General features: G+C 64.1%; 25 protein-coding genes. 16 read left to right on the forward strand and 9 right to left on the reverse strand.

The window, feature by feature from the left end; genetic code table 11:
* A complete protein-coding gene (locus D4Q51_RS03840) occupies nucleotides 1-582 on the forward strand; it encodes a cob(I)yrinic acid a,c-diamide adenosyltransferase (protein ID WP_120076427.1) in 582 nt (193 codons plus the stop codon).
* Nucleotides 583-638: 56 nt separating this feature from the next.
* Entirely contained in the window at nucleotides 639-983 is a 345-nt protein-coding gene (locus tag D4Q51_RS03845) for a hypothetical protein (protein ID WP_205689432.1), read from the forward strand.
* Here D4Q51_RS03845 and D4Q51_RS03850 read toward each other — a convergent pair.
* Nucleotides 980-1393 carry a YidH family protein gene (locus D4Q51_RS03850; RefSeq protein ID WP_120076428.1) on the reverse strand — a complete coding sequence of 138 codons (414 nt, stop codon included), beginning with the start codon at nucleotides 1391-1393 and terminating at the stop codon, nucleotides 980-982. The two genes, D4Q51_RS03845 and D4Q51_RS03850, sit on opposite strands and share 4 nt — an antisense overlap.
* A 36-nt stretch (nucleotides 1394-1429) precedes the next feature.
* The gene (gene mutS / locus D4Q51_RS03855; protein ID WP_120076429.1) at nucleotides 1430-4048 is read right to left on the reverse strand and encodes a DNA mismatch repair protein MutS; all 2619 of its coding nucleotides are present in this window, start codon (nucleotides 4046-4048) and stop codon (nucleotides 1430-1432) included.
* A 113-nt stretch (nucleotides 4049-4161) separates the two neighbouring features.
* Between mutS and D4Q51_RS03860 the strand changes: the two genes are divergently transcribed.
* Both D4Q51_RS03860 and D4Q51_RS03865 read left to right on the forward strand, forming a co-directional pair.
* Entirely contained in the window at nucleotides 4162-6426 is a 2265-nt protein-coding gene (locus tag D4Q51_RS03860; protein WP_120076430.1) for an NADP-dependent malic enzyme, read from the forward strand.
* Between the two features lie 164 nt (nucleotides 6427-6590).
* Nucleotides 6591-7199: an outer membrane protein gene (locus tag D4Q51_RS03865; protein ID WP_120076431.1), complete on the forward strand. Its 609-nt coding sequence runs from the start codon at nucleotides 6591-6593 to the stop codon at nucleotides 7197-7199.
* A 46-nt stretch (nucleotides 7200-7245) separates the two neighbouring features.
* On the opposite strand, the gene trmB is transcribed toward D4Q51_RS03865, so the two are convergent.
* A complete protein-coding gene (trmB, locus tag D4Q51_RS03870) occupies nucleotides 7246-7947 on the reverse strand; it encodes a tRNA (guanine(46)-N(7))-methyltransferase TrmB (RefSeq protein WP_120076432.1) in 702 nt (233 codons plus the stop codon).
* 67 nt (nucleotides 7948-8014) lie between these two features.
* Between trmB and D4Q51_RS03875 the strand changes: the two genes are divergently transcribed.
* The gene (locus tag D4Q51_RS03875; RefSeq protein WP_120076433.1) at nucleotides 8015-9226 is read left to right on the forward strand and encodes a mechanosensitive ion channel family protein; all 1212 of its coding nucleotides are present in this window, start codon (nucleotides 8015-8017) and stop codon (nucleotides 9224-9226) included.
* An 85-nt stretch (nucleotides 9227-9311) separates the two neighbouring features.
* Here the strand turns inward: D4Q51_RS03875 and ctrA are convergent, their stop codons facing one another.
* Complete coding sequence (gene ctrA / locus D4Q51_RS03880; RefSeq protein WP_120076434.1) at nucleotides 9312-10013, reverse strand: response regulator transcription factor CtrA; 702 nt, start codon at nucleotides 10011-10013, stop codon at nucleotides 9312-9314.
* A gap of 600 nt (nucleotides 10014-10613) precedes the next feature.
* On the opposite strand from ctrA, the gene D4Q51_RS03885 reads away from it, so the two are divergent.
* Entirely contained in the window at nucleotides 10614-10898 is a 285-nt protein-coding gene (locus D4Q51_RS03885; RefSeq protein ID WP_120076435.1) for a GIY-YIG nuclease family protein, read from the forward strand.
* 701 nt (nucleotides 10899-11599) lie between these two features.
* On the opposite strand, the gene rpoN is transcribed toward D4Q51_RS03885, so the two are convergent.
* Nucleotides 11600-13048 carry an RNA polymerase factor sigma-54 gene (rpoN, locus tag D4Q51_RS03890; protein ID WP_120076436.1) on the reverse strand — a complete coding sequence of 483 codons (1449 nt, stop codon included), beginning with the start codon at nucleotides 13046-13048 and terminating at the stop codon, nucleotides 11600-11602.
* A 54-nt stretch (nucleotides 13049-13102) separates the two neighbouring features.
* A complete protein-coding gene (gene lptB, locus D4Q51_RS03895; RefSeq protein ID WP_240624550.1) occupies nucleotides 13103-13918 on the reverse strand; it encodes an LPS export ABC transporter ATP-binding protein in 816 nt (271 codons plus the stop codon).
* A 189-nt stretch (nucleotides 13919-14107) separates the two neighbouring features.
* Here lptB and D4Q51_RS03900 point away from each other — a divergent pair, with 189 nt between their 5' ends.
* A complete protein-coding gene (locus D4Q51_RS03900; protein WP_120076437.1) occupies nucleotides 14108-14485 on the forward strand; it encodes a hypothetical protein in 378 nt (125 codons plus the stop codon).
* A gap of 65 nt (nucleotides 14486-14550) precedes the next feature.
* Nucleotides 14551-15894 (forward strand): mechanosensitive ion channel domain-containing protein, encoded by a 1344-nt coding sequence (locus D4Q51_RS03905; RefSeq protein WP_240624551.1) that lies wholly within the window; start codon nucleotides 14551-14553, stop codon nucleotides 15892-15894.
* Nucleotides 15895-16091: 197 nt separating this feature from the next.
* On the opposite strand, the gene D4Q51_RS03910 is transcribed toward D4Q51_RS03905, so the two are convergent.
* A complete protein-coding gene (locus tag D4Q51_RS03910; RefSeq protein WP_120076438.1) occupies nucleotides 16092-16508 on the reverse strand; it encodes a PilZ domain-containing protein in 417 nt (138 codons plus the stop codon).
* A 90-nt stretch (nucleotides 16509-16598) separates the two neighbouring features.
* A complete protein-coding gene (locus tag D4Q51_RS03915; RefSeq protein ID WP_162925123.1) occupies nucleotides 16599-16988 on the reverse strand; it encodes a PilZ domain-containing protein in 390 nt (129 codons plus the stop codon).
* Nucleotides 16989-17168: 180 nt separating this feature from the next.
* Here D4Q51_RS03915 and D4Q51_RS15615 point away from each other — a divergent pair, with 180 nt between their 5' ends.
* Nucleotides 17169-17354, forward strand: coding sequence for a hypothetical protein (locus D4Q51_RS15615; RefSeq protein ID WP_162925124.1), 186 nt, complete (start codon nucleotides 17169-17171; stop codon nucleotides 17352-17354).
* A 26-nt stretch (nucleotides 17355-17380) separates the two neighbouring features.
* Complete coding sequence (locus D4Q51_RS15620) at nucleotides 17381-17710, forward strand: PilZ domain-containing protein (RefSeq protein ID WP_162925125.1); 330 nt, start codon at nucleotides 17381-17383, stop codon at nucleotides 17708-17710.
* Between the two features lie 24 nt (nucleotides 17711-17734).
* Here D4Q51_RS15620 and ppa read toward each other — a convergent pair whose 3' ends face one another.
* Nucleotides 17735-18271, reverse strand: a complete 537-nt coding sequence (gene ppa, locus D4Q51_RS03925) for an inorganic diphosphatase (protein WP_120076441.1) — start codon at nucleotides 18269-18271, stop codon at nucleotides 17735-17737.
* Between the two features lie 172 nt (nucleotides 18272-18443).
* On the opposite strand from ppa, the gene hisS reads away from it, so the two are divergent.
* From hisS to metK, 6 genes are all read left to right on the forward strand, one after another.
* Nucleotides 18444-19685, forward strand: a complete 1242-nt coding sequence (gene hisS / locus D4Q51_RS03930) for a histidine--tRNA ligase (RefSeq protein WP_120076442.1) — start codon at nucleotides 18444-18446, stop codon at nucleotides 19683-19685.
* Entirely contained in the window at nucleotides 19682-20749 is a 1068-nt protein-coding gene (gene prfA / locus D4Q51_RS03935) for a peptide chain release factor 1 (RefSeq protein WP_120076443.1), read from the forward strand. The genes hisS and prfA overlap by 4 nt, the downstream gene beginning before the upstream one ends.
* On the forward strand, nucleotides 20746-21597 hold the full coding sequence (gene prmC / locus D4Q51_RS03940) for a peptide chain release factor N(5)-glutamine methyltransferase (protein WP_120076444.1): 852 nt from the start codon (nucleotides 20746-20748) through the stop codon (nucleotides 21595-21597). The genes prfA and prmC overlap by 4 nt, the downstream gene beginning before the upstream one ends.
* Before the next feature lie 188 nt (nucleotides 21598-21785).
* The gene (locus D4Q51_RS03945) at nucleotides 21786-22523 is read left to right on the forward strand and encodes a DUF4167 domain-containing protein (protein WP_120076445.1); all 738 of its coding nucleotides are present in this window, start codon (nucleotides 21786-21788) and stop codon (nucleotides 22521-22523) included.
* A 68-nt stretch (nucleotides 22524-22591) separates the two neighbouring features.
* Nucleotides 22592-24163 (forward strand): apolipoprotein N-acyltransferase, encoded by a 1572-nt coding sequence (gene lnt, locus D4Q51_RS03950; RefSeq protein WP_338068448.1) that lies wholly within the window; start codon nucleotides 22592-22594, stop codon nucleotides 24161-24163.
* Nucleotides 24164-24213: 50 nt separating this feature from the next.
* Nucleotides 24214-25422 carry a methionine adenosyltransferase gene (gene metK, locus D4Q51_RS03955; protein ID WP_120076447.1) on the forward strand — a complete coding sequence of 403 codons (1209 nt, stop codon included), beginning with the start codon at nucleotides 24214-24216 and terminating at the stop codon, nucleotides 25420-25422.
* Nucleotides 25423-25429: the final 7 nt, after the last annotated feature.

A 25429-nucleotide genomic window follows, 5' to 3' on the forward strand; every position in this document is an offset into this window, starting at 1 on the left:
TTGGTCAAGCTCAACAAAATATACACCCGGACCGGGGATGACGGAACGACCGGACTGGTCGACGGCTCTCGCCTGCCCAAGCATTCGCCGCGATTGCAGGCGGTGGGCGAAGTGGACGAGGCGAATGCCGCGCTCGGCCTCGCTGCCGTGGTCGCTGACGGTTACATCAAGTCCGATCTCGTGCGCTTTCAGAACGCGCTGTTCGATCTCGGTGCCGATCTGGCGACGCCGCTGGGAGAGGTCGGGGGCAATGATTTCGAGCCTTCGGAAATGGTCCTGCGCATCGTCGCCTCGCAGGTCGAACACGTGGAAAACCGCATCGACGGGCTCAACACGGGCCTTCCGCCCCTGACCAGCTTCGTGCTTCCCGGCGGCAGCGAACTTGCCGCGCGGCTGCACCTGGCGCGAACCGTCGCGAGGCGCGCCGAACGGGCGATGACGGCGCTGGCCGAAACCGAACCGGTCAACCCCGCCGCGCTCGCCTTCATCAACCGGCTGTCGGATTACCTCTTCGTGGCGGCGCGTATCGCCAATCACAGCGGCAGGGGCGATGTCCACTGGGTGCCCGGCGCAAATCGCTAGCCACGGTTCGGAACCTGCCGCCTTTGCCGCCCGTTATGATGGCAAAGGAGATTTCCATGACCGACAAGAATTCCGAATCCAAGGAACAGCGCATGGCCGACCTCGCGCCGGAAATGCACAACGACGAGCAGGACGACCATCGCATGCAGGCGCAGGAAGTGTCCGAGGAAGCCCGTCGCACCACGGTGACGACGCGCATGCCCACGGAAAGTGAGCGCGATCCAAACGGAACCGGCATTTTCGGCAATCCGACGCAGGATACGGTGGACCGGATGCGCGACATGGAAAGCAGCGGCCGGATCGACATGAACGCTTTCGCCGGCGAAGCAAACCACGACGATAATGTCGAGAAGTTCGGCAAGGACGCAAAGCCTGACGGCCTGCGCGGCGACGGTACCTAAACGCTGGAGATCGTACCGTCGTTGAGGATCCACAGCGCAGCAATCAGCAGGCCAGCCCCCGCAGCAATCGAATAGGCCACCAGCTTGATATTCGGCAAGCGGGGCGAATCGACAGCATGAGATGACAAGCGTTCGAACGCCTTACAAGCGCGCCGCTCGGCACTGATGGCAAAGACGATGGCAAGCGCGATGAAACCGGTGGCGATCGCCTTGGCCAGCCACGGCGGTTCGAACTCGCCGAACAGGGCGCGAAAGCCGATCCCGATGGCAATGGCGGCAAAGGCCGTACGCATCCACCCGGCGAAAGTGCGCTCAAGCGCCATGATGGTGCGATCCTCGGCCCAGTCGGTGCGGTTCTCCGCCCACTGGGTGTTCTTGTCTTCATCATTGTCGGGATCATGCACAGCCATGGCGGCAGGCTACTGCAAGGACGTGCAAATGCAACGCTACGAGTCGCCTGCCTCGCGCTTCAATCGGTAGAGCAGGTCCAGAGCATCGCGCGGCGAGAGCGCATCGACGTCGGTCTCGCGCAGCTTCTCTCTCAGGGTGTCACACTGCTCCTCTTCGGCGGCGATGCTGGCGGCAAACAGGGGCAAGTCGCCAAGACCTGCCGCCAGACCGCCGGTTTCGGCGCGTCCCTTCTCCAGCTTGTCGAGCACGCTGCGCGCACGTTTCACAACAGGCGCGGGCACGCCTGCCAGCTTTGCCACGGCGAGACCGTAGGACCGGTCCGCCGCACCTTCCGCCAGTTCGTGCAGGAGGACGAGATCGCCTTTCCATTCCTTCGCGCGGACGTGGTGGAGGGACAGCGCCTCGCAAGTTTCGGCGAGGCGCGCCATCTCGTGATAGTGGGTCGCAAATAGGCAGCGGCTGCGGTTCGTCTCGTGAATAGCTTCGGCCACGGCCCAGGCCAGCGCCAGTCCGTCATAGGTGCTGGTGCCGCGGCCAACTTCGTCAAGAATCACGAAACTGCGCTCCGTCGCCTGGCTGAGAATCGCCGCAGTCTCGACCATTTCGACCATGAAAGTGGAGCGCCCGCGGGCAAGGTTGTCGGACGCGCCGACGCGGCTGAAAAGCTGGTCTACCAAGCCGATCCGGGCGAACCGCGCGGGCACGAAACCGCCAGCCTGCGCCATCAGCACGATCAGCGCGTTCTGTCGCAGGAAGGTGGATTTGCCGCCCATGTTCGGGCCGCCCACCAGCCACAGCCTATCGTCTTCGCCGAGGGCACAGTCGTTGGCGACGAACCGCTCGCCGTTCGCGGCCAGCGCAGCTTCCACCACCGGGTGGCGGCCCGCTTCGATCGCCAACATCGGTTCGTCGGAAATGGCCGGACGACACCATTCGCCATCACTCGCCCGTTCGGCCTGCCCAGCCGCTACGTCCAGCCGTGCCAGCGCGGCGGCGGTTGCGGCAATGGCTTCGCGCCGGGCGGCGACGCGCTCGCTCAGTTCCTCGAAGTGGGCTTCCTCGGCTGCAAGCGCGCGGCCGCCGGCTTCGGCAATCCGGTTGGCTTCCTCGTGCAGGGTGAGCGAGTTGAAACGCACGGCATTGGCCATCGTCTGGCGGTGGGTAAAACCACTTTCGGGTGCCATCAGCTTGTCGGCGTGCTTGCTCGGCACCTCGATGAAATAGCCGAGTACGCCGTTGTGCCGGATCTTGAGCGACGGCGTGCCGGTTTCTTCGCGATAGCGCGCTTCCATTGCCGCGATCGCGCGCCGGGCATTGCCCGAGACTTCGCGCAGATCGTCGAGCGCGGCGTCGTAGCCTTCGGCAACATAACCGCCCGATTGCCGCTCGGTCGGCGGGGAGGGGACCAGCGCGCGGGATAGCAGATCGGTCAGTTCACCGTGGCCCCTAAAGTGCGGCAGCAGGGTATCGAGCAGGGGCGGTCGGTCGGGCTTGCCCTGCAACAGGTCATGAATGCGGCGCGCTTCGGAAAGGCCGTCGCGAATCTGCCCGAGGTCACGCGGTGACCCGCGCCCAGCGACCAGTCGGCCCAGCGCGCGGCCGATGTCGGGCAGGCTGCGCAGCATGTCGCGAAGGTCCGATCGCAGCAGCGGATCTTGCAGGATGTAGTCGACCAGCGCCAGCCGCCCCTCGATAGCCTGCCGGTCGGCCAGCGGCGCGGAAAGGTCCTCGGCAAGTTGTCGCGCGCCAGCGCCTGTCACGCAGCGATCGATCGCAGCGATCAGGCTACCGCTGCGCCCGCCCTGCTGGCTGGCGAGGATTTCCAGCGAGGCGCGCGTTGCCTCGTCCATGGCCATGTGCTCCCCGCTCGCGCGTGCTGTGGGAGGCAAGAGGAGAGGCAAGGTTCCGCGCCCTGCGTGTTCGAGATAGGCCACCATCCCGCCCGCTGCGGCCAGCATGGCGCGGCTGAACTGGCCGAACCCGTCCAGCGTGGCAACGCCGTGGACTTTCTTCAGCCGCGCCTCCCCCGGATCGCTGGCGAAATCGCCGCGCGGGCGCATCACGGCATCGAACGGGGCATCGTCCCAGCCTTCCGGCGCGACGACCTCGCTCGCGCCGATACGTGCCAGCACGGCGGGCAGGCGTTCGGGAACGCATTCCTCCAGCGTCATCGAACCTGTCGAGATGTCGCACGCCGCCACGCCGCATGTGCCGCGTACATCGCACACCGCAGCCAGCATGTTGGCACGGCGCGGCTCCAGCAGCGCTTCCTCGGTCAGCGTGCCGGCCGTCACGAAACGCACGATGTCGCGCTTCACCAGCGCCTTGGACACGGGCGCGCCTTCGCGCTTGGCGCGTTCCTTCGCCTCGTCCGGTGTCTCCACCTGCTCGGCAATCGCCACGCGGCATCCGGCGCGGATCAGGCGGGCGAGATAGTTCTCCGCCGAATGGACAGGCACTCCGCACATCGGCACAGGATCGCCGCCGTGTTCCCCGCGCGTGGTGAGCGCGATATCGAGCACGCTCGCAGCCGTTTTCGCATCGTCGAAGAACAGCTCGAAGAAGTCGCCCATGCGGTAGAACAGCAGGCAGTCTCCGGCCTCTGACTTGAGGTCGAAATACTGCTGCATCATCGGGGTTGCTGCGTTGGCCATGAAGCCGCGGGGTTACAGCCACGCGCGCCGATTCGGGAAGAGCGGGCGTGCCGCTTTCCCCTATCGCGGCTGGCAATCGGCCTCTATGGCGGGGGCCAATAGGGAGAAATCGCTTGGCCGACGAAACGAATACCAGCTTCACCGCCCGAGAGGCGCTGTTCTATCACGAGACGATCCGCCCCGGTAAGATCGAGATCATCGCCTCCAAGCCGATGACGACGCAGCGCGACCTGAGCCTCGCCTATTCGCCCGGCGTCGCCGTTCCGGTGGAGGAAATTGCCCGCGATCCCGCGCTGGCAGCGCGCTACACCGCCCGCTCCAACCTCGTCGCCGTCATTTCCAACGGCACCGCCATCCTTGGCCTGGGCAACCTAGGCGCGCTGGCATCGAAGCCGGTGATGGAGGGCAAGGCCGTGCTGTTCAAGCGCTTCGCCGATGTCGATTCCATCGATATCGAACTCGATACCGAAGACCCTGATGCCTTCATCGAGGCGGTCGCGCTGATGGAGCCGAGCTTCGGCGGGATCAACCTCGAAGACATCAAGGCGCCGGAATGTTTCATCATCGAGCAGGCCCTGCGCGAACGCATGAACATCCCGATCATGCACGACGACCAGCACGGCACCGCGATCATCGCGGCTGCCGGCCTGATCAACGCCTGCCACCTGACGGGACGTGACCTGAAGGACGTGAAGATGGTGGTGAACGGCGCGGGCGCATCGGCGCTGGCCTGCACCGCGCTGATCAAGTCCGTTGGCGTGCCGCACCAGAACGTGATCGTGTGCGACCGCTCCGGCCCGATCTATCCCGGCCGCGCTGATGTCGACCAGTGGAAGAGCGCCCATGCCGTGCCCACCGATGCGCGCAGCCTGGAAGAGGCGCTGGATGGCGCCGACATTTTCCTCGGCCTCTCTGCCGCAGGTGCACTGAAGCCCGAATGGGTGGAGAAGATGGCCGACAGCCCGATCATCTTCGCAATGGCCAATCCCGTCCCCGAGATCATGCCGGACGAGGCGAAAAAGGTCCGGCCCGATGCGATCATTGCCACCGGGCGCAGCGATTTCCCCAACCAGGTCAACAACGTGCTGGGCTTCCCCTTCATCTTCCGCGGTGCGCTGGACGTGCGAGCAACCGCGATCAACGAGGAGATGAAAGTCGCCGCCGCCCGCGCCATCGCGGAACTGGCGCGCGAACGCGTGCCCGAAGAAGTGGCTGCGGCCTACGGCATGAACCACCAGTTCGGCCGCGAGTACATCATTCCCGCGCCGTTCGATCCGCGCCTGATGGAGCGGGTTTCCTGCGCAGTTGCGAAGGCCGCGATGGACTCGGGCGTTGCGCAGGACATGATCGAGGATTTCGACGAATACACCCTGCGCCTGCGCAGTCGCCTGAACCCGACCACCGCCGCGCTCACCCGCGTGTACGAGGATGCCAAGGCCAATCCCAAGCGGATGGTCTTTGCAGAAGGCGAGGAAGACGTATCGCTGCGCGCTGCCATCCAGTTCCGTGATTTCGGCTACGGCACGCCGATCCTGGTGGGCCGCACCGAGCGGGTGCTGGAGAAGCTGCGCGAACTGAAGGTCGACGATCCCGAGAGCTACGAGATCGCCAACTCGGCAAACTACGACGAGATCGAGCCGATGGTGGACTATCTCTACAAGCGGCTTCAGCGGCGCGGCTATACCGAGCGCGACGTTCGCCGGATGGTGAACCAGGAGCGCAACGTGTTCGCCGCCCTGCTCGTGGCGCTGGGCAAGGGCGATGGCATGATCACCGGTCTTACCCGCCCGTTCAGCCAGTCCGCGCGCGACATCGCCAAGGTGCTCGATGCCAAGGAAGGTGCGACGCCTTTCGGCATTCACATGGTGCTGGGCAAGAACCACACCACGTTCCTCGCCGATACGACGATCAACGAACGTCCGACTTCGGAGCAACTGGCGCACATCGCCAAGGAAACCGCTGCCGTTGCCCGGCGCATGGGGCACGAACCGCGCGTTGCCTTCCTGTCCTATTCCACCTTCGGCAACCCGTCGGGGCAATGGCTGGGCAACATCCGTGACGCCGTGGCCATCCTCGATGCCGACGAAAGCGTGAACTTCGAATACGAGGGCGAGATGGCACCCGATGCCGCGCTGAACCCCAAGGTGATGGCGCTCTATCCCTTCAGCCGCCTGTCCGGCCCCGCCAACGTGCTGATCATGCCGGGGCTGCAATCGGCCAACCTCTCGGCAAAGCTGCTGCGCGAGCTTTCCGGCGATGCGGTGATCGGGCCGATGATGATCGGTTCGGAAAAGCCGGTGCAGATCGCCCCGATGACTTCGCTTGCGCCCGACGTCCTGACGCTGGCCGTGCTGGCAAGCGCGGGCATCGTCGGCTGATTGCCAAGGTGGGCCATTCGTTGCCCTGCCTGCCCCTCGTCCGGTGGAACAGGCAGAGCGGCCTGTCGCACATTCGCTCGCCTGTCTTCAGCGGTTCACTGGTGGGCAAGTGATACCGCCGGATCTGCCTTCGCGTGCTCGGATTGCACGTGAAAGGAATATCAATGAGAAAGACAGTCGCAGTGGTCGCAATCGTAGCGTGTATGGCAGCAACGCCTGCCATGGCGCAGGATGGCAACGCCGCTTCCGGCGGGCTTTATGTCGGCGCGATCGGTGGGTACGAAGGGCTCAATGTGGATTCCGGGGATGGCACAGTGTCGGCCGATGCCGATTCCGTCGTCTACGGCCTTAACGCGAGTTACGACCTGGCTCTCGGCAACGCCTTCGTGGGTATCGAAGGGGAAATCTCGACCAGTAACGGCTCGACCGAGTTTCCAGGCAGTTTCGCCGGGGCTCGCGACGGCTTGGAAGCCAATGGCCAATACTATCTCGGTGCCCGTGCCGGTGTGGCGCTGACCCCGGGTATCTCCGCCTACGGCAAGGTCGGATACACCGCGCTCGACACCCGAGCGTTCACCACGGCTGGCTCGCTGTCGGAGCTTGACGAAAACGCCGATGGCCTGCGCTTCGGTGGCGGCCTGCAAGTGCAATTGCCCGGACCGCTCGAAGCGCGTCTGGAATACCGTCGTTCGCAATACAACCATGTCGCCGACAGCGACTTCGGTGACGCGACGACCGATCAGGTGGTCGCGGGGGTAGGCGTCCGCTTCTAGTTACCGAACATACGTCGGGAGCTGCCTCACAGGAAGCGGCTCCCTCCTATTTCCGCCGGTATCGGAAGTACCAGACCTCGTGCCCCATCTTGGTGCGGGCCTTGTGCTCGTAGCGGGTTTCGCACCAGCCGGAAGGGCGATTGCGGAAGTCGTCCGGGCCCTCTGCCACCCACTCGAACAGGTGCGTGAAGCGGCGCATCACCATCAGCGCGTGGCGCACGTAGACCGGGTGGTCGGTGCCGAAGCGGAACTCACCGCCCGGCGTCAGCTTGTCGGCGATCATCTGCACCGGCCCGTCGTTCATCATGCGCCGCTTTGCGTGCTTCGCCTTTGGCCACGGATCGGGATGGAGCAGGTAGGTCATGGTCAGCGCGCCGTCGGGAATGCGGGCCAGCACCTGCAACGCATCGCCGTTATGCAGCCGGACGTTCGCCAGCGTGCCATCGCGTACGTGGGTAAGCGCCTGCGCCACACCGTTGAGGAAAGGCTCAGCGCCGATGAAGCCGTGGTCCGGCAACAGGTCCGCGCGATAGGCAAGGTGCTCCCCGCCGCCGAAGCCGATCTCGAAATGCAGCGGGCGATCGTCGCCGAACAGGCGCTCCGCCGTGACGGGGCCTTCTTCCGGCACCGCGATGCGCGGCAGCAGGGTGTCGACCAGTTCCTGCTGGGCCGCGCGCAGCGGCTTGCCGACAGAGCGGCCGTACAGCCTGTTGAGTGTGGTGGGATCGCCGTCCTTGTATGCCGTCATGGCGCGCTCGCTAGAGCGGCAGGGGGCGGGTTGTCCAGCACCAGCTTTGCGTTTAGGCGCACCGGCCATGGAACAGGCACTCGCTCTTTTCGAAGCGCAGCCGGCGTGGGCACAGGCCGCGATCGGCCTTGCCGCGCTGGCGCTGGTGGCGCTGCTGGTCAATTTCCTGCTCAAGAAGGTGATCCTGCGGCTCGCCGCCCCATTCCTGGATACCCGCACGAAGACTGCCGACAAGGCTGCCGCGCGCCTCGCTACGGTGGCCCCGCTGCTGATCGTTGCCAACGGAATCGAACTGGTGCCCAACCTGCCCGAGACGGTGTGGCTGCTGATCCAGAACATCGCCCAGGCCAGCATCGTGCTGAGCGTGGCCATGGCGATAAGCAAGGCGCTCGATTACGTGGAGGAACTCTACCGCCGGCGTCCCGACGCGCACATGCGCCCGATCAAGGGCTATGTGCAGGTGCTCAAGATCCTCGTCTATTGCGGCGCGGTCATCCTCGGCATTTCGGCACTGATAGAGCAATCGCCGCTGCTCCTGCTGTCCGGCCTCGGCGCAATGGCCGCGGTGCTGCTGCTGGTGTTCAAGGACACCATCCTCTCGCTCGTCGCCTCGGTCCAGCTCACCAGCAACGACATGCTGCGCGTGGGCGACTGGATCGAGATGCCCAGCATGGATGCCGACGGCGACGTGATCGACATCGCCCTGCACACGGTGAAGGTGCAGAACTTCGACAAGACCATCACCACCATCCCTACGCACAAGCTGATCGCCGAAAGCTATCGCAACTGGCGCGGCATGAACGATGCCGGGGGGCGGCGGATCAAGCGGGCTTTGCCACTGGACCAGAACTCGGTGCGGTTCCTGTCGAAAGAGGAAGTCGACGACCTGCGCCGCTTCCGGTTGCTGACCGACTACCTTGTAGGCAAGGACGAAGAGCTTTCCGAATGGAACGCGCGCGAGCTGGCCGGCGATGCAAACCCGGTGAACGCGCGACGGATCACCAACATCGGCACCTTCCGCGCCTACGTGATCGCCTATCTGAAGGCCCATCCGGAACTGACCGACAAGGGCTTCACCCTGCTGGTGCGGCAACTAGAGCCGACTCCGCAGGGGTTGCCACTGGAGGTCTACACTTTCACCAACACCACGGTGTGGGCGGAGTACGAGCGTATCCAGGCCGACGTGTTCGATCACCTGATCGCCATCCTGCCAGAGTTCGGCCTGCGCCTGTTCCAGGAGCCGAGCGGGCTCGACCTGCAGGGCCTCAAGACCGGCTGAAGAGACGACAACGCCCCGGCAGGCGATCCATCCTGCCGGGGCGCTGGTCCCCCCGCTATTGGCGGGTGCGTTTCTTATTCGTCCATCACGCGGCTTCCGTTTCCTCGACGGCATCGGGATCGCGCAGCACGTAGCCGCGGCCCCATACGGTCTCGATGTAGTTGTCACCACCGCAGGCGCTGGAAAGCTTCTTGCGCAGCTTGCAGATGAACACGTCGATGATCTTGAGTTCGGGCTCGTCCATGCCGCCGTAAAGGTGGTTGAGGAACATTTCCTTGGTCAGCGTGGTGCCCTTGCGCAGCGAGAGCAGCTCCAGCATCGCGTATTCCTTGCCGGTGAGGTGGACACGCGCGCCGTCGACTTCCACGGTCTTGGCATCGAGGTTCACCGCCAGCTTGCCGGTGCGGATGATCGACTGGCTGTGGCCCTTCGAACGGCGCACCACGGCGTGGATGCGGGCCACCAGCTCGTCGCGGTGGAAGGGCTTGGTCACGTAGTCGTCGGCACCGAAGCCGAAGGAGCGGATCTTGCTATCCATCTCGGCAATGCCGGAAAGGATCAGTACCGGCGTCTGCACCTTGGCGACGCGCAGCTTCTTCAGCACGTCGTAGCCGTGCATGTCCGGCAGGTTCAGGTCGAGCAGGATGATGTCGTAGTCATACAGCTTGCCCAGATCGAGGCCTTCCTCGCCCAGGTCTGTCTGATAGACGTTGAACCCCTCCGTCGTGAGCATCAGCTCGATCGCCTTGGCGGTTGTCGGCTCGTCTTCGATAAGCAGAACGCGCATCGTATTACCCCTTCGTGTGTCCCCGCAGGCCTGCCCCGCTCGGAGATATGACCCGGTATTAACCACGCAATTTCTCACCGAAAAAGGTTAACAAAGCGTTTCGGGCGTTAAGACTTTCTGGGTGAGACCTTTGGGTTACAGTGTTTTTCTTGGCTTTCGGCCTCCGCCGAAACGTCCTCGGTCCTATTCCCTTGCGCTCTGCTGAGGGGCACCTGCGGGCGGGCGTTCGCCCTTGCGCTTCGCTTCGCTAGCGTTTGGTCGAGGGCGTTAAGATGTCTTGCTGCAGGTCTTAACAGCGATATTCCAACTAACCTGGAACACATGGAACACTGTCCAGGGGCAAAAAGCGTGATTGTGTCGCCCTTGCTGGTGGACGCGTCACTTTTGGGCGAAAAGTGTGACCTTGCAGGCGGAGAGGTGGCATTTTCACTGGGATCGAATTGTGGGTTGTTGGCAGGCTGGGTCATGACGGAGTGAGAGGCACGGAACGGAGCTTGTAGGAAAGGGAGAGAGCCTCGACGCGCGGCAAGTTGCCACTAATCACCACGTCCGCTCAGCCTGAGCTTGTCGAAGGCCACGCGCTGACGCTAGCCGAACCCGATGGACTTCCGCGCCTACCTCCTGCGCTGCAACGACGGCAGCTACTACGCAGGCCACACCGACAACCTCGAATTTCGTCTAGTTCAGCACGCTAGCGGCGCACTGGGCGGTTATACCGCGCAGCGTTTGCCCGTCACTCTGGTTTGGTCCGAACGCTTCCCCACCCGCGACGAGGCTTTCGCCGCCGAACGCCGGATCAAGGGCTGGAGCCGGGCGAAGAAGGAAGCTTTGATTGCGGGCGACTGGGAGCTGGTATCGCGGTTGGCGCGCAATCGGCAAAGGTAAAGGGTGATTTTGGCTGGTGGAGGCGCGTGGCCTTCGACAGGCTCAGGCTGAGCGGGGTTGGGCAATTGCTGCGGGCTGGGATGGGTCACATACGAGCACTTGGCGCAAGGCAATCCGGCTTGGCAAGTCGATGGGTGGTGGAATGCGAATGAACCCTCGGCTAGCTTTTCACTATGAGTACCGCTTGGATCGTCTTTTTTGTTCTTGTCTTTCTAGCCGTAATCCCATTCGTGATTCGCAATTGGATACGGCAATGGAATAGCATCAAAACAAGGGCTTCAGAGGAAGCTGTCAGGCGAGATCGAAAAGATCGCCAAAGCTAGTTCAGTTGAGTGGACGCAATCGGGTCGTTAGCAGAATGTCCGCTTTCTGCGGATGGAGAGGCAAAAGCGCCCCATCATCCTCTCTTCTTCGACAGTTTCTCCGAATGCAGCCGAAGAACGTATGCAATGCCCAATATCAGCTGCCCTAGGTAGGCTACGATTTCGAAGTCTCCCAGCTCGATCCAGTTGTTTAATGAAGCAAGCACGAGCATCGCGGATGCGATCCAAGCAACACCGATTACAAGTGTTAATCTCACTGATCATTCCTCCTCAACCGAGATGAACATTGCAGGTCGCACCTACAGCCGGCGTCCGCAATCGGGTCGTTAGCGGACGGGCCCTTTTCGGTCGGCAATCCGCATAAACGGACCCTCCGCCTCACCCCATAGCCGCCAGCTTCTTCGCCCGCCGCCGCTGCACGCTCGAGCCGATCCCGATAGCCTCGCGGTATTTCGCCACCGTTCGCCGGGCGAGGTCGAAACCCTCGGCTTTCAGCAGTTCCACCAGCTTGTCGTCCGAGAGGATCTTTTTCGGGTCCTCGGCATCGCACAGCGCCTTGATGCGGGCCTTCACCGCTTCCGCGCTCGCGCCTTCGCCGTCCGTGCCGCCGCCCACGCCGCTGGTGAAGAAGTACTTCAGCTCGAACGTACCGCGTTCGCAGTGAAGGAACTTGTTCGATGTGACGCGCGATACCGTCGACTCGTGCATATCGATCGCCTCGGCCACGGTCTTCAGCGTCAGCGGGCGTAATTCGCTCACGCCCCTTCTGAAAAAACCGTCCTGCTGTTTCACGATCTCGGCGGCGACCTTGAGGATGGTCTTCTGCCGCTGGTCCAGCGCCTTGATCAGCCAGTTGGCATCGGCCAGCTTCTCGCTCAGCCAGCCCTTCGCGTCCTTGCTGGTCGCGCCTGCGCGCAGTTCGACATAGTAGCTGCGGTTCACCACCAGGCGGGGCAGGGTGTCCTCGTTAAGCTGGATATCCCAGCCATCGTCCTTCGCGCGCAGCAGCACGTCGGGCACCACCGCGCCGCTGGGGGAGCCGCCGAATTTGAGGCCCGGTTTCGGATCGTAGCCGCGCAGTTCGGACAGCATCTCGGCAAAGTCCTCGTCGTCGACGCGGCAGATGCGCTTCAGGTGCGCGACCGCGCCCTTGGCGACGAGTTCGAGATTGTCGATCAGCACTTCCATACACGGGTCGTAGCGATCGGCTTCCTTCGCCTGCAGCGCTAGGCATTCGGAAAGGGATCGCGCGCCCACACCCGTCGGGTCGAGCGACTGGACCACGCCCAGCGCCTCCTCCACCCGCGCCAGCGGCACGTCGAGGCTGACGGCAATGTCGCGCAGGTCCGTGCCGAGGTAGCCCGCCTCGTCGAGCAGGCCGATGATGTGGCGGGCGATGAACTCGGCAACGGCATCGGGGGAGGCCGGACCGACCTGCGCCTCGAGGTGATCGGCCAGCGAGAGGTCTTCGTTGCTGCGGTTTTCCAGGTCCGGCGCGTCGCCCGCCGCGCCCGCGCCCGAATGTTCCGCGGACCAGTCCCCCGTATCGCGGTCGGTATCGAGCGAGCCGGGATCGATATCGAGCGCCTCGTCCCCCTGTCCCGGTGTTGCGTCGTGGATTTCCGGCTGGTCGCTTTCGGCTGGCGGGTCGCGATCCTCGGCTCGCACTTCGCCCGCTTCCAGCAGCGGGTTGGCTTCCAGCGCCTCGCCCACGAAGGTCTCGATCTCGAGGTTTGACAGCGCCAGCAGCTTGATCGCCTGCTGCAGCTGCGGCGTCATCACCAGCGATTGCGATTGCCTGAGGTCTAGTCTTGGCCCCAGAGCCATATCAGACCTCCCGATACGAATTCCCCCTCCCGCAAAATCATTGTCGGAAAGGCATCACAGTTCGAAACCCTCGCCAAGGTAGAGGCGGCGCACGTTCTCGTCCGCCACCAGTTCCTGCGGGGAGCCTGCAAACAGCACCTGTCCGCCGTAGATGATGCAGGCGCGGTCGACGATATCCAGCGTCTCGCGGACATTGTGATCGGTTATCAGCACGCCGATGCCGCGTCGCTTCAGGTCTTTTACGAGGTCGCGGATGTCGCTGATCGAGAGCGGGTCGATCCCGGCGAAGGGTTCGTCCAGCAGCATGATGCTGGGTTTCGCGGCCAGCGCGCGGGCGATCTCGCAGCGGCGCCGTTCACCACCGGACAGCGCCATTGCCGGGCTGTCGCGCAGGCGGGTGATGTGGAATTCCTCCAGCAGCCGCTCCAGCTCCTGCTGGCGGACTTCCTTGTTCGGCTCGACCATCTCCAGCACGCAGTTGATGTTCTGCTCCACCGTCATGCCGCGAAAGATGCTGGTTTCCTGCGGCAGGTAGCCAAGACCCAGGATCGCGCGGCGATACATCGGCAGCTTGGTGACATCGACGCCGTCCATCAGGATGCGGCCGCTGTCGGGCTTCACCAGCCCCATGATGGAATAGAAGCACGTGGTCTTGCCCGCGCCGTTGGGGCCGAGCAGGCCCAGCACTTCGCCCTTGGCGACGGTGAGGGAGATATCGCTCAGCACCGCGCGCTTGTCGTAGCTCTTGGCGATGGAGACCACTTCCAGCCCGCCGCTTTCCGGCAGGTCGGGTGCGGCGTTGCTGGGCGCATCCGCCAGTGCCTCGGTCAGGGCCTCCTCGTCGAGGAATTCGTCGTCCAGCGCGCTCATGCCTGATCCTTCGTCATGCAGGCCATCTAGCACGAAAGTGCGTGGATTGAAGGGTGCTTGGCAAGATTCGTGCATGTGCCGCCAAGGAACGGCATCGTCCGGGCGATGGCGCACTGTTCGCATCGGCTTGCATCCAGCCTCGCGAAGTGGAATACTTCGAATCGGGACTGGAACAGAGAGGGAAGCCTGATGAACAAGGCACTCGAACAGACAGAGCAGGCTCGCGAAGAGACTGCGCGCAAGGTCGACTGGCGCCGCCGCATCAGCGATCACGTCGCCTATGGCCTGCTGATCTACACTGGCCTGCATATCTTCCTCACCATGACGCAGCTCAAGTCCGGCAACGGTTCGCTGCTGCCCTATCTCGCGCTGGTCGTGCTGGTGGCCGCGATCATTCCCGCCTGCCGCTGGTTCGAAATGCGCTGGAGCGACCTGCCCGATGCCAAGGCCCATGACCCGGCACTGGCGCCTGTTTTCCGGCGCGAAGTGGCGCTGATGTGGCTGGCCGTCTTCGGACTGCCGGTGCTGCTGACACTCGGCTTCAAGGCCGCCGCTCCGCTTTTCTGACAACTGTTATACGCCTGTTCGCCGCGCTGTCGCTGGCCTTGCTGCCAGTCTCTGCGCATGCGAGCGTGCTGCTGCCTGAAGCCGCGCCTGCCGAACAGGCACCCGCCACGCCTGCACCGACCGCAGGCTCCATAGAGATCGACCAGGTCGCCGGGCAGGACGACCGCATCGCCGCGCGCCTGTCCGATATCTTCGCCAATGTGCCTAGCCTCTCGCAGGTCGAGGTTTCCGTGCGCCAGGGCGTCGTAACGCTCACCGGCACCGCGCCCGACGATGCCGCGCTGGCACGGGCGGAGGCGATTGCGGGCGGTGTTGAAGGCGTCGCCACGGTCGAGAACGACATAGAGCGCGACGTGTCCGTCGACATCGGGGAGGGCATCGGGGGGCTCGGCGACCGGGTCGAGCAGATTACCCGGATGCTGCCGCTGGTGGGCCTTGCGCTGCTGGTGGCGCTGGCGATTTCCGCGATTGGCTACCTGCTCGCCTCGTTCACGGGGTTGTGGCGGCGGGTGGCGACAAACACTTTCCTGGCAGAGCTGATTGCCAGTGCCCTGCGCTTCGTTTTCGTGATCGCGGGTATCGTGATCGCGCTCGACATGATCGGGGCGGGCGCGCTGATGGGCGCGGTGCTGGGCGGCGCGGGCGTGATCGGCATCGCGCTGGGTTTTGCCATGCGCGACACGGTGGAGAACTACGTCGCCAGCCTGATGCTGAGCTTGCGCCAGCCGTTCCGCGCGAACGATCACGTGGTGATCGACCAGCACGAGGGCCGGGTGATCCGCCTCACCAGCCGCGCGACCGTGCTGATGACGCTGGAGGGCAATCACCTGCGTATTCCCAATTCCACGGTCTTCAAGGCGGTGATCGTCAATTACACGCGCAATCCGCAGCGCCGCTTCGATTTCGAGCTGGGCGTGGACGCGGACGACGATGCCGAGGCCGCCCGCCAGCTGGGCCGCGATACGCTGGCATCGCTGGACTTCGTGCTGGACGATCCCGCGCCCGAAGTGCGGATAGACCGGGTGGGCGATTCCAACGTGGTGCTGGTGTTCCTTGGCTGGATCGACCAGCGCGAGGCCGATTTCTTCAAGGCCCGCAGCCGCGCCATCGCCGCCAGCAAGCGCGCGCTGGAGGACGGCGGCTTTGCCTTGCCCGAGCCGATATACCGCCTGCGTTTCGACCAGCGGACCGTGCCGCTGCCGTTCGAGAACGTGGGGGAAGGCCGCGCCGCTCCTGCGCAGGCTGTGCCACCTGCACCGCCGCGACCTCCGCAGAAACCGGTTCCCGCAGCCACGGACACGCACGATATCGCCCCCGAGGACGAGATCGCGAAGATGGTGGACGAGGAGCGTGCGAACACGCCGGGGCAGGAAAAGGACCTGCTGGATAGCGGGCGCCCCGTGGAATAGGGCCACAAAACGCGGGGCATTGCCCCTTCTTAGGCTGGATCTATCCGTTCGGACTTGCGGCGATCGCTCCCTGATCGCCTGTCGGCCACGCGCCGTTCCACACCATCGTACGCCGCAGACTTGCCGCTTCGCTGATCGCTATGCCTGCGATCACTGCCCGAACGGCGGGTTTCCGTATCCATTGGTCTTCTCCTCGCTCAGTTGCGGAACGCGCGCAGCCCGTGAATTGGAGGCAGTTCCCGCCCGAACCGATCGCGCGGCACGAAGTCATCCATGCTGACCGCGACGGGCTTGAAGCCCATTTGCAGGACGACCGCGGGATGCAGCTCGCTTGCGAACTTGATGCCCGCGTACTGGTCGCTCTTCCAGACCACGGCTCCTTCGGCGCCGACGCCATTGGGGAACTTCAAGTATAGCTTTTCGCCCGGCGCAACGCGCGAAGTGCCGGTGTCGATGCAGCAGCCGTCGACGCAGATATCGTAGATAGTAAGGTTGATGCATTCGTCCTCGACGAAGCATTCCACCTGTACTTCCACTACGTGCCTTTCGTGGCGTCGCTTCTGGCGCTGGTTGTCAGCATCGTAATCCATGACGAAAACTTGCCAGCGAGTCATGAAAATATACTAAAACGCGAGCCTGATTCTTCTTGAGGAAAATGAGCTATAACCAAGAGGGGCAAGTTGCCGAAAGAGGAAATGCAGTCGTTACAGGCCGTTGTTCCAGTCGGACCTTGCGCGAATCATGTCCGGACTTAGGCCAAGCTTCCTTGCTTCTTCCGCAACTTGCCTGAACTCGGCAACCTCTGCATCGCTCATGCGGTGGTCGAACGCCAGGCCGCATTCGTTGCCCTCGCGCCAGACCACGGAGGCAAACATCTTCGAGCCGCCTATGGTCAGTTGTACGAATTCTCCGACGGGGGGCAGGTTGGTACCGGACACGCGTGCCCCTGCGGCCGAAATGTCCTCGAACACGACGGACTGCCTGTCGAACGGTGTAACGAGGTTTCCGGGCAGGGATACATGAGAACGCGGCCTGCCGCGCTTTCCTGTCCGGATGCGCTGGCCATCTCGCTTGCTTGCGGCAAAACTTTTCACTGTGCCCTCCATTGGCTCTGCAATAGATGTATCAGCAAATACTGAACACGTGGTTTAGTCGTGCAGGCACGACTTGTTAGGTTCTTGTGAACCCTGATATGAAACAGGTCTTCCAAGAGACTTGTTATCGTTCGTTATTTGCTGGACCCCTCCGCTATTGGTTTCAAGGGGAGAGAGCCGATGGAATTCGTTCAGCACTCGCGAGACAAGGCCGCCATGCTGCGCGCCCAGGCAGACCTTGCGCCGGCAGAGGCGGACCGGATCTCGAAACTCGTCGCCGCGCGCAAGCTCGAGGCGAGAGCCAGGGAAGTCGAAATCGTAATCGGGCCGAGCGGCGAGTCCGCTATCGCCGACTGGCTCGACTAGGGGCCGTGCCAGAGGGGGCGACAGGCATGGAGCGGCGACACTTCAAGCGCCACGACGCAAGGGCATACGTGGATGTCCTCGTGCGCGGCGGAAAGGTGAGAGCCGAGATGGACAACCTGTCCGTCAGCGGGTGCAGGGTCGACTATTCCCAGTGCTGGCTCGCGAGGGGGGAGCCGGTGACCTTGCGCATGATCGGGGAGGAATCCGGCAACATTGAAGTCAACGGGAAGGTCGCCTGGATCGTGCGGGAGCGCGTGGGGGTGCGCTTTGCACAGCCGCTGTCCCCTGCCCTTGTGCTGGACGCCGGCAAGGCAAGCACTGCGCGCGGATTGCGAAGGGGTCGGCGAAGGGCGTGACCGTGTCGGGCCACGCCCGTCACCTTACTTCTTGTTGCCTTCGTAGCGCTCGATCGCTTCCAGCGTGATGCGCTTGGCTTCCGCCGCATCGCCCCAGGCGCCGATACGCACCCACTTTTCCTTTTCCAGGTCCTTGTAGTGGGTGAAGAAGTGCTCGATCTGCTGGAAGATGATCGAGGGCAGGTCCTTCGTTTCGCCCACGTCGGAGTAGTAGGGGAAAGTGGTGTCCACCGGAACGCAGACCAGCTTCTCGTCGCCGCCGTGTTCGTCTTCAAGGTTCAGCACGCCGATCGGGCGCGCACGCACCACGCAGCCCGCGATGAAGGGCGAGCGTGCGATCACCAGCGCATCCAGCGGGTCGCCGTCGGGCGACAGCGTGTGCGGCACGAAGCCGTAGTTCGCCGGGTAACGCATGGGCGTGTGCAGGATGCGGTCGACGAACAGCGCGCCGCTTTCCTTGTCGAACTCGTACTTCACCGGCTCTCCGCCGGTGGGCACTTCGATGATAACGTTCAGACTGTCCGGCGGATTATCACCCGTCGGGATGTGTTCGATACGCATGGATGCTTTATCCTCTTGCGGGTTTGACGCACCCTCTCCCAAAACTCAGCGGGGCGCCTAGCGCACGAGGGCGCGCTTGCCCAGACCAATTGTCCGTGTTTCTCCATAGTGGGCTCGTACTATCGCCGCGAAGCCTTTGCGAAAGCCATCCATGCGGCTAAACGCCCGCTCCATGAGCAAGACCAAGACCCCTCAGGCCATCAGAGGCACGCAGGACATTTTCGGACCCGACGCGGAAGCCTTCGCTTTCGTCGTCGAGACGTTCGAGCGCGTGCGCAAGCTCTATCGCTTCCGCCGGGTGGAAATGCCCGTGTTCGAGAAGACCGAGGTGTTCAGCCGCGCCATCGGCGAGACGACCGACGTGGTCTCGAAGGAAATGTACTCGTTCGAGGATCGCGGCGGGGAAAGTCTGACCTTGCGCCCGGAATTCACTGCCGGAATCGCGCGCGCTTTCCTGACGAACGGCTGGCAGCAACACGCTCCGTTGAAGGTTGCGACGCACGGGCCACTATTTCGTTACGAGCGTCCGCAGAAGGGCCGCTATCGCCAGTTCCACCAGATCGACGCCGAGATCATCGGTGCGGCCGAACCGCAGGCGGACGTGGAACTGCTGGCCATGGCCGACCAGGTGATCCGCGAGCTGGGCATCGAGGACGTGACCCTCCACCTCAACACGCTGGGCGACGGCGACAGCCGCGAGGCGTGGCGCGCGGCGCTGATCGAATACTTCGGTGCGGTGCGCGGGGAACTGTCCGAGGACTCGCAGGAGCGGCTGGAGAAGAACCCGCTGCGCATCCTGGACTCGAAAGACCCGCGCGACCGCAAGTTCGTGGGCGAAGCGCCGAAGATCGACGCTTTTCTGTCGGACGATGCACGCGCCTTTTTTGATGCTGTCACCACCGGTCTGGACGCGGCCGGCGTGAAATGGACCCGCGCCGAGAGCCTCGTGCGCGGGCTGGACTATTATCGTCACACAGCGTTCGAATTCATTCCGGACGAAGGCTCCGCAGCGGCAGGCGCGCTGGGTTCGCAAAGCACGATCCTTGGCGGCGGGCGCTACGATGGCCTGATGGATTCGCTCGGCGGCGCGCCGACGCCTGCCGTGGGCTGGGCGGCTGGTATCGAGCGGCTCGCAATGCTGGTGGGAGAGAGGCGCGAAGTGCCGGCAGACGCCATTGTCGTGGTCGAGGATGACAGTCTGATTGCGCGGGGTGTTACGGCGCTGGGCAAACTGCGTGCCGCAGGAATGTCGGCCGAGATGATTGCCAGCGGCAGCCCGCGCAAGCGCTTCGACAAGGCTGTGAAAGCGGGCGCGCTTGCCATTGTCGGCCTGTCACTTCGCGATGGTGCAGAGAACGTGCGGATCAAGGCAGACGATGATGTGACCGCCCGTGTCGAGGCAGTTCTCAATTGACCATCCCAGCCGAACGCCTCCGCCAGATCGCCAACCGTTTCGCCGAACTGGAGGCGAGGATGGCGTCGGGCCAGCTGGAGGGCGAGGAGTTTGTCCAGGCCAGCCGCGACTATGCCGAGCTGGAGCCGGTGGCGAAGATCGCTGCCGAAGTCTCCGCCATGCGCGACGAGATCGCGGGGCTGGGCGACATGCTCTCCGACCCCGAAATGCGCGCCATGGCCGAGGAGGAACTCGCCAGCCTCAAGAAGCAGTTGCCCGAAGCCGAGCGCAAGCTGGCGCTCGCCATGCTGCCGAAAGATAGCGCCGACCAGCGCCCCGCCATGCTGGAAATCCGCGCCGGAACAGGCGGTGATGAGGCGGCGCTGTTCGCGGGCGACCTCTATCGCATGTACGAGAAATACGCCGCCGAGCAGGGCTGGAAAGTGGAGCCGGTCTCCATCGCCGCTGCAGACGTCGGCGGCTACAAGGAAGTGGTCGCCAACGTCACCGGCACCGGCGTGTTCGCCAAGCTGAAGTTCGAGAGCGGCGTCCACCGCGTGCAGCGCGTGCCCGTGACCGAGAGTGGCGGGCGTATCCACACCAGCGCGGCGACCGTGGCGGTGCTGCCGGAGCCGACCGAAGTCGACGTCTCACTCGACGAGAACGACTTGCGCATCGACATCTACCGTTCCAGCGGGGCGGGTGGGCAGCACGTCAACACCACCGATTCCGCCGTGCGCATCACCCACGTGCCCACCGGTATCGTGGTGGCGATGCAGGACGAGCGCAGCCAGCACAAGAACCGCGACAAGGCGATGAAAGTGCTGCGCGCGCGCCTTTATGAAAAGCGCCGCGAGGAAGCCCACGGGGCAGAGGCCGAGGCGCGCAAGGCGATGGTGGGCAGCGGCGACCGCTCCGAACGCATCCGCACCTACAACTTCCCGCAAGGCCGCGTCACCGATCACCGCATCGGCCTGACCCTGCACAAGTTGCCCGAAGTGCTGGAAGGCACCGGCCTTGGCGAACTGATCGACGCACTGATTGCCGAGGACGAGGCGAAGCGCCTCGCGGCGATGGATGCGTGACAGTAGCTGAAGCCATCCGCGAGGCGGCGCAGCGCCTTGCCACCACCAGCGATACCGCGCGGCTGGATGCCGAATTGCTGATGGCCCACGCGCTGGGCTGCTCGCGCTCCGACGTGCTGCTGCGCCACATGCAGGCAGGCGCGCCCGAAGCCTTTGCCGCGCTGGTCGATCGCCGGGCCGCGCGCGAGCCTGTCGCCTACATTCTCGGCAACCAGGAGTTCTACGGCCTCGATCTCGCCGTTTCGCCTGCCGTCCTGATCCCGCGCGGGGACAGCGAGGCCATCGTGCGCGCCGCTTTGGCGGCCGCGCCGGATGCGAAGCGCGTGCTGGACCTCGGCACCGGTTCGGGCGCGTTGCTGCTTGCGGTGCTCAGCGAGCTGCCGGGCGCACAGGGCATAGGCATCGACGCTTCTCCCGCCGCATTGGAGATCGCGCGCCAGAATGCGGACAGCCTCGGTCTTGCGGATAGGGCGGCGCTGCAGGCTGGCGACTGGACCAAGCCCGGCTGGGCGGACGATCTCGGCCGGTTCGACCTCGTCATCGCCAACCCGCCCTACGTCGAGGACGATGCGCGGCTCGACCCCGACGTGCGTGATTACGAACCCGCCAGCGCGCTGTTCTCCGGCCCCGAAGGGCTGGACGATTACCGCATAATCGTCCCCCAATTGCCGCGACTGTTGACAGAAACGGGCGTCGCCGTGCTCGAAATCGGGGCGAGCCAGGCAAGTGAAGTCTCCGAAATCGCACGCCAACACGGCTTTACCGCGACTGCACACCGCGACCTTGGAGGGCGCGACAGGGCGCTGGAATTGCGATTAGCACTTGGCAAAGGCGAATCGAGTAGCTAACTCTTGCATCAGGTCGACGGCGCAGGGCGCTGGACCAAACTCCAACATTTGCCATTCCAGCGGGACGGTTCCCGCTCGCAAGCATGCAGATGATGGGACGTAAATGCCTCGTGACGGGGGTGTAACCACGAGGGGTCATATGGCGATGCGGCACAAGGCCGCAGCCAGATTGAGGAAGTGAAGTTCCCTTGAATAGCAATCGAAACAACAATCGTCGTCGCGGCCGCGGTAACAATCGTGGTGGAGGCGGTGGTGGTGGAAACCAGTCCAACCGCATCGATTCCCGCGCACGGGGCAATGCCCCGCAGATGCTGGACAAGTACAAGAAGCTGGCTCACGAAGCCTCCTTGAACGACGACCGGGTGCAGACCGAGTACTACCTGCAGTTCGCGGATCACTATTTCCGGGTGATTGCCGACGCCAAGGCGCAGAAGGACGAGGCCCAGGCCAAGCGCAACGCAGAGCGCGGGCAGGACAATTCCGACGACGACGATGATGATGACGACGACAACAATGACGATCGCGGCAACCGCTCGCAGGATCGGCAGAAGGGTCGACAGGATCGTCGGGGCAGGAACACCAGCCGACGTGACGATTCCGATTTTGAGGAGGGCCACGAAGGCCAGCCCGGCGATCAGGAAGACGACGACAACCCGTTCATCAAGCAGGACAAGCCGAAGAAGGCACGCAAGCCTGCAGCCCGCAAGCGCAAGTCCGACAGCGAAGATGCGGTGAATGACGACGGCGGGCTCGATCCCAGCATGTTGCCGCCGGCCATAGCCCGCAGCTCGCAAGGCGATGACGACGGCGATGAGGCTGAAGAAAAGCCGCGCCGCAAGACGACGCGTTCGCGCCGCAAGCCTTCGGACGATAGCAATAACGATGGCAGCGAAGACGGCGGGGAAGCGCTCGAAGCGGTCAACTGACCGCTCAAGTACCGGGACGGAATTCTACGCGGCAGGAAGCGACAGCAATGGCCAGCGGGCATTCCGTCTTGAACCATATTGAAAACCGTCCCCGCATCGCCGCGCTCGCGCTCGGTCTGCTGGCGGCGACCGGATTCCAACCGCTAGGATTCTGGCCAGTCGCCCTGCTGGCCGTCGGCCTGTTCGCCTTGCTCGTCGCGCGAGCCGCCACCCCGCTGCGCGCGCTCGGCCTGGGCTGGCTGTTCGGGTTCACCCATTTCACGCTGGGCAACAACTGGATCGCCTCGGCCTTCACCCACCAGTCGGAAATGCCCGCCATTCTCGGCTGGGCGGCGGTGCCGCTGTTGGCGGTCTACCTCGCGGTCTATCCCGCGCTCGCGGCCATGCTGGCGAGGCTTCTGGTGCGCACTGGTGGGGCGTGGTCTTTCGCCCTCCTGTTCTCGGGCACGTGGATCGTGACAGAGTGGATGCGCGGCTGGGTGTTCACCGGCTATTCGTGGAACCCGCTTGGCATGGTGCTGCTCGGCCCGTTCGACCGCCCCGGCATCGCCGCGCTTTCACCCCTCATGGGCACCTATGCCTTGTCCGGCCTCGCCGTCCTGCTGGGATGCGGGGTGGTCCTGCTGCTGCGAGAGCGCAACTGGCTGGCGAGCGGCGCGGTGGCCGTGCTGCTGGCGCTGGCGATGTATTGGCCCGCAGGTGCGGCGCGCGAGGGCATCTTGCCCGTCACCATCGCAAAGCCCGACATCCCGCAGGACGCGATCAGCGATCCGCGCTTTTATGAGGCGAACTACATGCGCCTTGCCGAGCTTTCCCCGCGCATCGACGACAGCAGCGAGCCGCGACTGGTGCTGTGGCCGGAATCGGGGATGGCGGATTACCTGCGCGAGGGATACCCGCAGCGCTATTACGATCGCACCACGGCGCTGGGCGACCCAGCCTATGCGCGTCGCCGCCTCGGCGCGACCGTAGGCGATGACAGCGCGCTGATGACGGGCGCGGTGGACCTTGAGATCGGCGCTGACGAGACCGGCTTCGTGCGCGCCCTGGGTGCCCGCAACGCGGTGACGGCGTTGAGTGCCGATGGCGAGATCATCGGCAGCTATGCCAAGGCGCACCTCGTGCCTTACGGCGAATACCTGCCCCTGCGCGGCATTCTCGAACCGCTGGGCCTGTCGCGGCTGGTAGCAGGCACGATCGACTTCTGGCCCGGCCCCGGTCCGCGCACGCTGGACCTTGGCGAGTTCGGCAGGGCGGGCATCCAGATCTGCTACGAGATCGCCTTCCCGGGACAGGTAGTGGACCGCGAGGACCGGCCTGAATTTATCTTCAACCCGTCGAGCGAGGCGTGGTTCGGCTCTTTCGCGCCGCCTCAGTTCATGGCCCAGTCCCGCATGCGCGCGATCGAGGAAGGGCTACCTGTCCTGCGCGCCACGAACAGCGGCATCAGCGGCGTGATCGATGCGCGCGGCGTCGTGCGGCAGCATCTCGGGCGCGGCGAGCCGGGACGGATCGATGCCGTGGTGCCTCCGCCAGCAGATCCCACGCTTTTCGCGCAGCTGGGCAATGGTCTTTCGATTGTCTGGGCACTTTTGCTGCTGCTGGCGGGTTTGGTTGCCACACGCCGCCGGGCCAGTTAGAGCCGCGCCCAAAGACACACGCGAGTTAAGAAGAGAAGGCAATCTCCAACATGCGCCGATCCTATCTGTTCACGTCCGAGTCCGTTTCCGAAGGCCACCCCGATAAGGTTTCCGACCAGATTTCCGATGCCATCGTCGACCTCTTCCTCGCCAAGGATCCTGAGGCGCGCGTTGCCTGCGAGACGCTGACGACGACGCAGCGCGTGGTGCTGGCTGGCGAAATCCGCGGCAAGGGCATCATCGAGGGTGACAAGTGGGCACCGGGTGTCGAGAAGGAAATCGAGGACACCGTGCGCGGTGTGGTAAAGGACATTGGCTATGCGCAGGAAGGCTTCCACTGGGAAACGCTGACGTTCGAGAACTTCCTCCACGGCCAGAGCGCCCACATCGCGCAGGGCGTCGATGCCAGCGGCAACAAGGATGAAGGCGCGGGCGACCAGGGCATCATGTTCGGCTTCGCCTGCAACGAAACGCCGGACCTGATGCCGGCGACCATCGACTACAGCCACAAGATCCTCCAGCAGATGGCGACCGATCGCAAGAACGGCACCGCCCCGTTCCTGGAGCCGGACAGCAAGAGCCAGGTCACGCTGCGTTACGAGAACGGCAGGCCCGTTGCCTGCACCGCCGTGGTCGTCTCCACGCAGCACGCGCCAGGCTATGACGAGGGCGAAAAGGAGGCCGAGTTGCGCGCCTACGTAAAAGGCGTTGTCGGCAAGATCCTGCCCGATGGCTTCATCTCGGACGCGACGCAGTGGCACATCAACCCGACCGGCACCTTCGTGATCGGCGGCCCCGATGGCGACGCTGGCCTCACCGGGCGCAAGATCATCGTGGATACCTATGGCGGCGCGGCTCCGCACGGCGGCGGCGCTTTCAGCGGAAAGGACCCGACCAAGGTTGACCGCAGTGCAGCCTACATCACCCGTTACCTCGCGAAGAACGTCGTCGCGGCTGGCCTTGCCACCAAGTGCACGATCCAGATCGCCTATGCCATCGGCGTGTCGCAGCCGTTGTCGCTCTATGTCGACACCCACGGCACCGGCACCGTTGCCGACGACCAGATCGAGGATGCCATTCGCGGGATCGAGAAGCTGGGCGGGCTGACCCCGCGCGGCATCCGCACGCACCTTGGCCTCAACAAGCCGATCTACCGCGGCAGCGCCGCCTACGGCCACTTCGGCCGGACGGCAGAAGGCGACCTGTTCCCGTGGGAACGCACCGACCTTGCCGCCGACCTGAAGGCGGCGCTCTCGTAAGGGCCTG

It is taken from the genome of Aurantiacibacter odishensis, assembly GCF_003605195.1.
GTDB classification, from domain to species: domain Bacteria; phylum Pseudomonadota; class Alphaproteobacteria; order Sphingomonadales; family Sphingomonadaceae; genus Alteraurantiacibacter; species Alteraurantiacibacter odishensis.

Excerpts from the sequence above, each read along its gene's own strand:
- D4Q51_RS03900 (WP_120076437.1), top strand. The coding sequence starts at position 14,108 with ATGAACAAGGCACTCGAACAGACAGAGCAGGCTCGCGAAGAGACTGCG.
- ctrA (WP_120076434.1), bottom strand. The coding sequence starts at position 10,013 with ATGCGCGTTCTGCTTATCGAAGACGAGCCGACAACCGCCAAGGCGATC.
- D4Q51_RS03850 (WP_120076428.1), bottom strand. The coding sequence starts at position 1,393 with ATGGCTGTGCATGATCCCGACAATGATGAAGACAAGAACACCCAGTGG.
- hisS (WP_120076442.1), top strand. The coding sequence starts at position 18,444 with ATGAGCAAGACCAAGACCCCTCAGGCCATCAGAGGCACGCAGGACATT.
- metK (WP_120076447.1), top strand. The coding sequence starts at position 24,214 with ATGCGCCGATCCTATCTGTTCACGTCCGAGTCCGTTTCCGAAGGCCAC.
- mutS (WP_120076429.1), bottom strand. The coding sequence starts at position 4,048 with ATGGCCAACGCAGCAACCCCGATGATGCAGCAGTATTTCGACCTCAAG.
- D4Q51_RS15615 (WP_162925124.1), top strand. The coding sequence starts at position 17,169 with ATGGAATTCGTTCAGCACTCGCGAGACAAGGCCGCCATGCTGCGCGCC.
- trmB (WP_120076432.1), bottom strand. The coding sequence starts at position 7,947 with ATGACGGCATACAAGGACGGCGATCCCACCACACTCAACAGGCTGTAC.
- D4Q51_RS03865 (WP_120076431.1), top strand. The coding sequence starts at position 6,591 with ATGAGAAAGACAGTCGCAGTGGTCGCAATCGTAGCGTGTATGGCAGCA.
- D4Q51_RS03845 (WP_205689432.1), top strand. The coding sequence starts at position 639 with ATGACCGACAAGAATTCCGAATCCAAGGAACAGCGCATGGCCGACCTC.
- lptB (WP_240624550.1), bottom strand. The coding sequence starts at position 13,918 with ATGAGCGCGCTGGACGACGAATTCCTCGACGAGGAGGCCCTGACCGAG.
- D4Q51_RS03875 (WP_120076433.1), top strand. The coding sequence starts at position 8,015 with ATGGAACAGGCACTCGCTCTTTTCGAAGCGCAGCCGGCGTGGGCACAG.
- D4Q51_RS03910 (WP_120076438.1), bottom strand. The coding sequence starts at position 16,508 with ATGACTCGCTGGCAAGTTTTCGTCATGGATTACGATGCTGACAACCAG.
- D4Q51_RS03885 (WP_120076435.1), top strand. The coding sequence starts at position 10,614 with ATGGACTTCCGCGCCTACCTCCTGCGCTGCAACGACGGCAGCTACTAC.
- ppa (WP_120076441.1), bottom strand. The coding sequence starts at position 18,271 with ATGCGTATCGAACACATCCCGACGGGTGATAATCCGCCGGACAGTCTG.
- D4Q51_RS15620 (WP_162925125.1), top strand. The coding sequence starts at position 17,381 with ATGGAGCGGCGACACTTCAAGCGCCACGACGCAAGGGCATACGTGGAT.
- rpoN (WP_120076436.1), bottom strand. The coding sequence starts at position 13,048 with ATGGCTCTGGGGCCAAGACTAGACCTCAGGCAATCGCAATCGCTGGTG.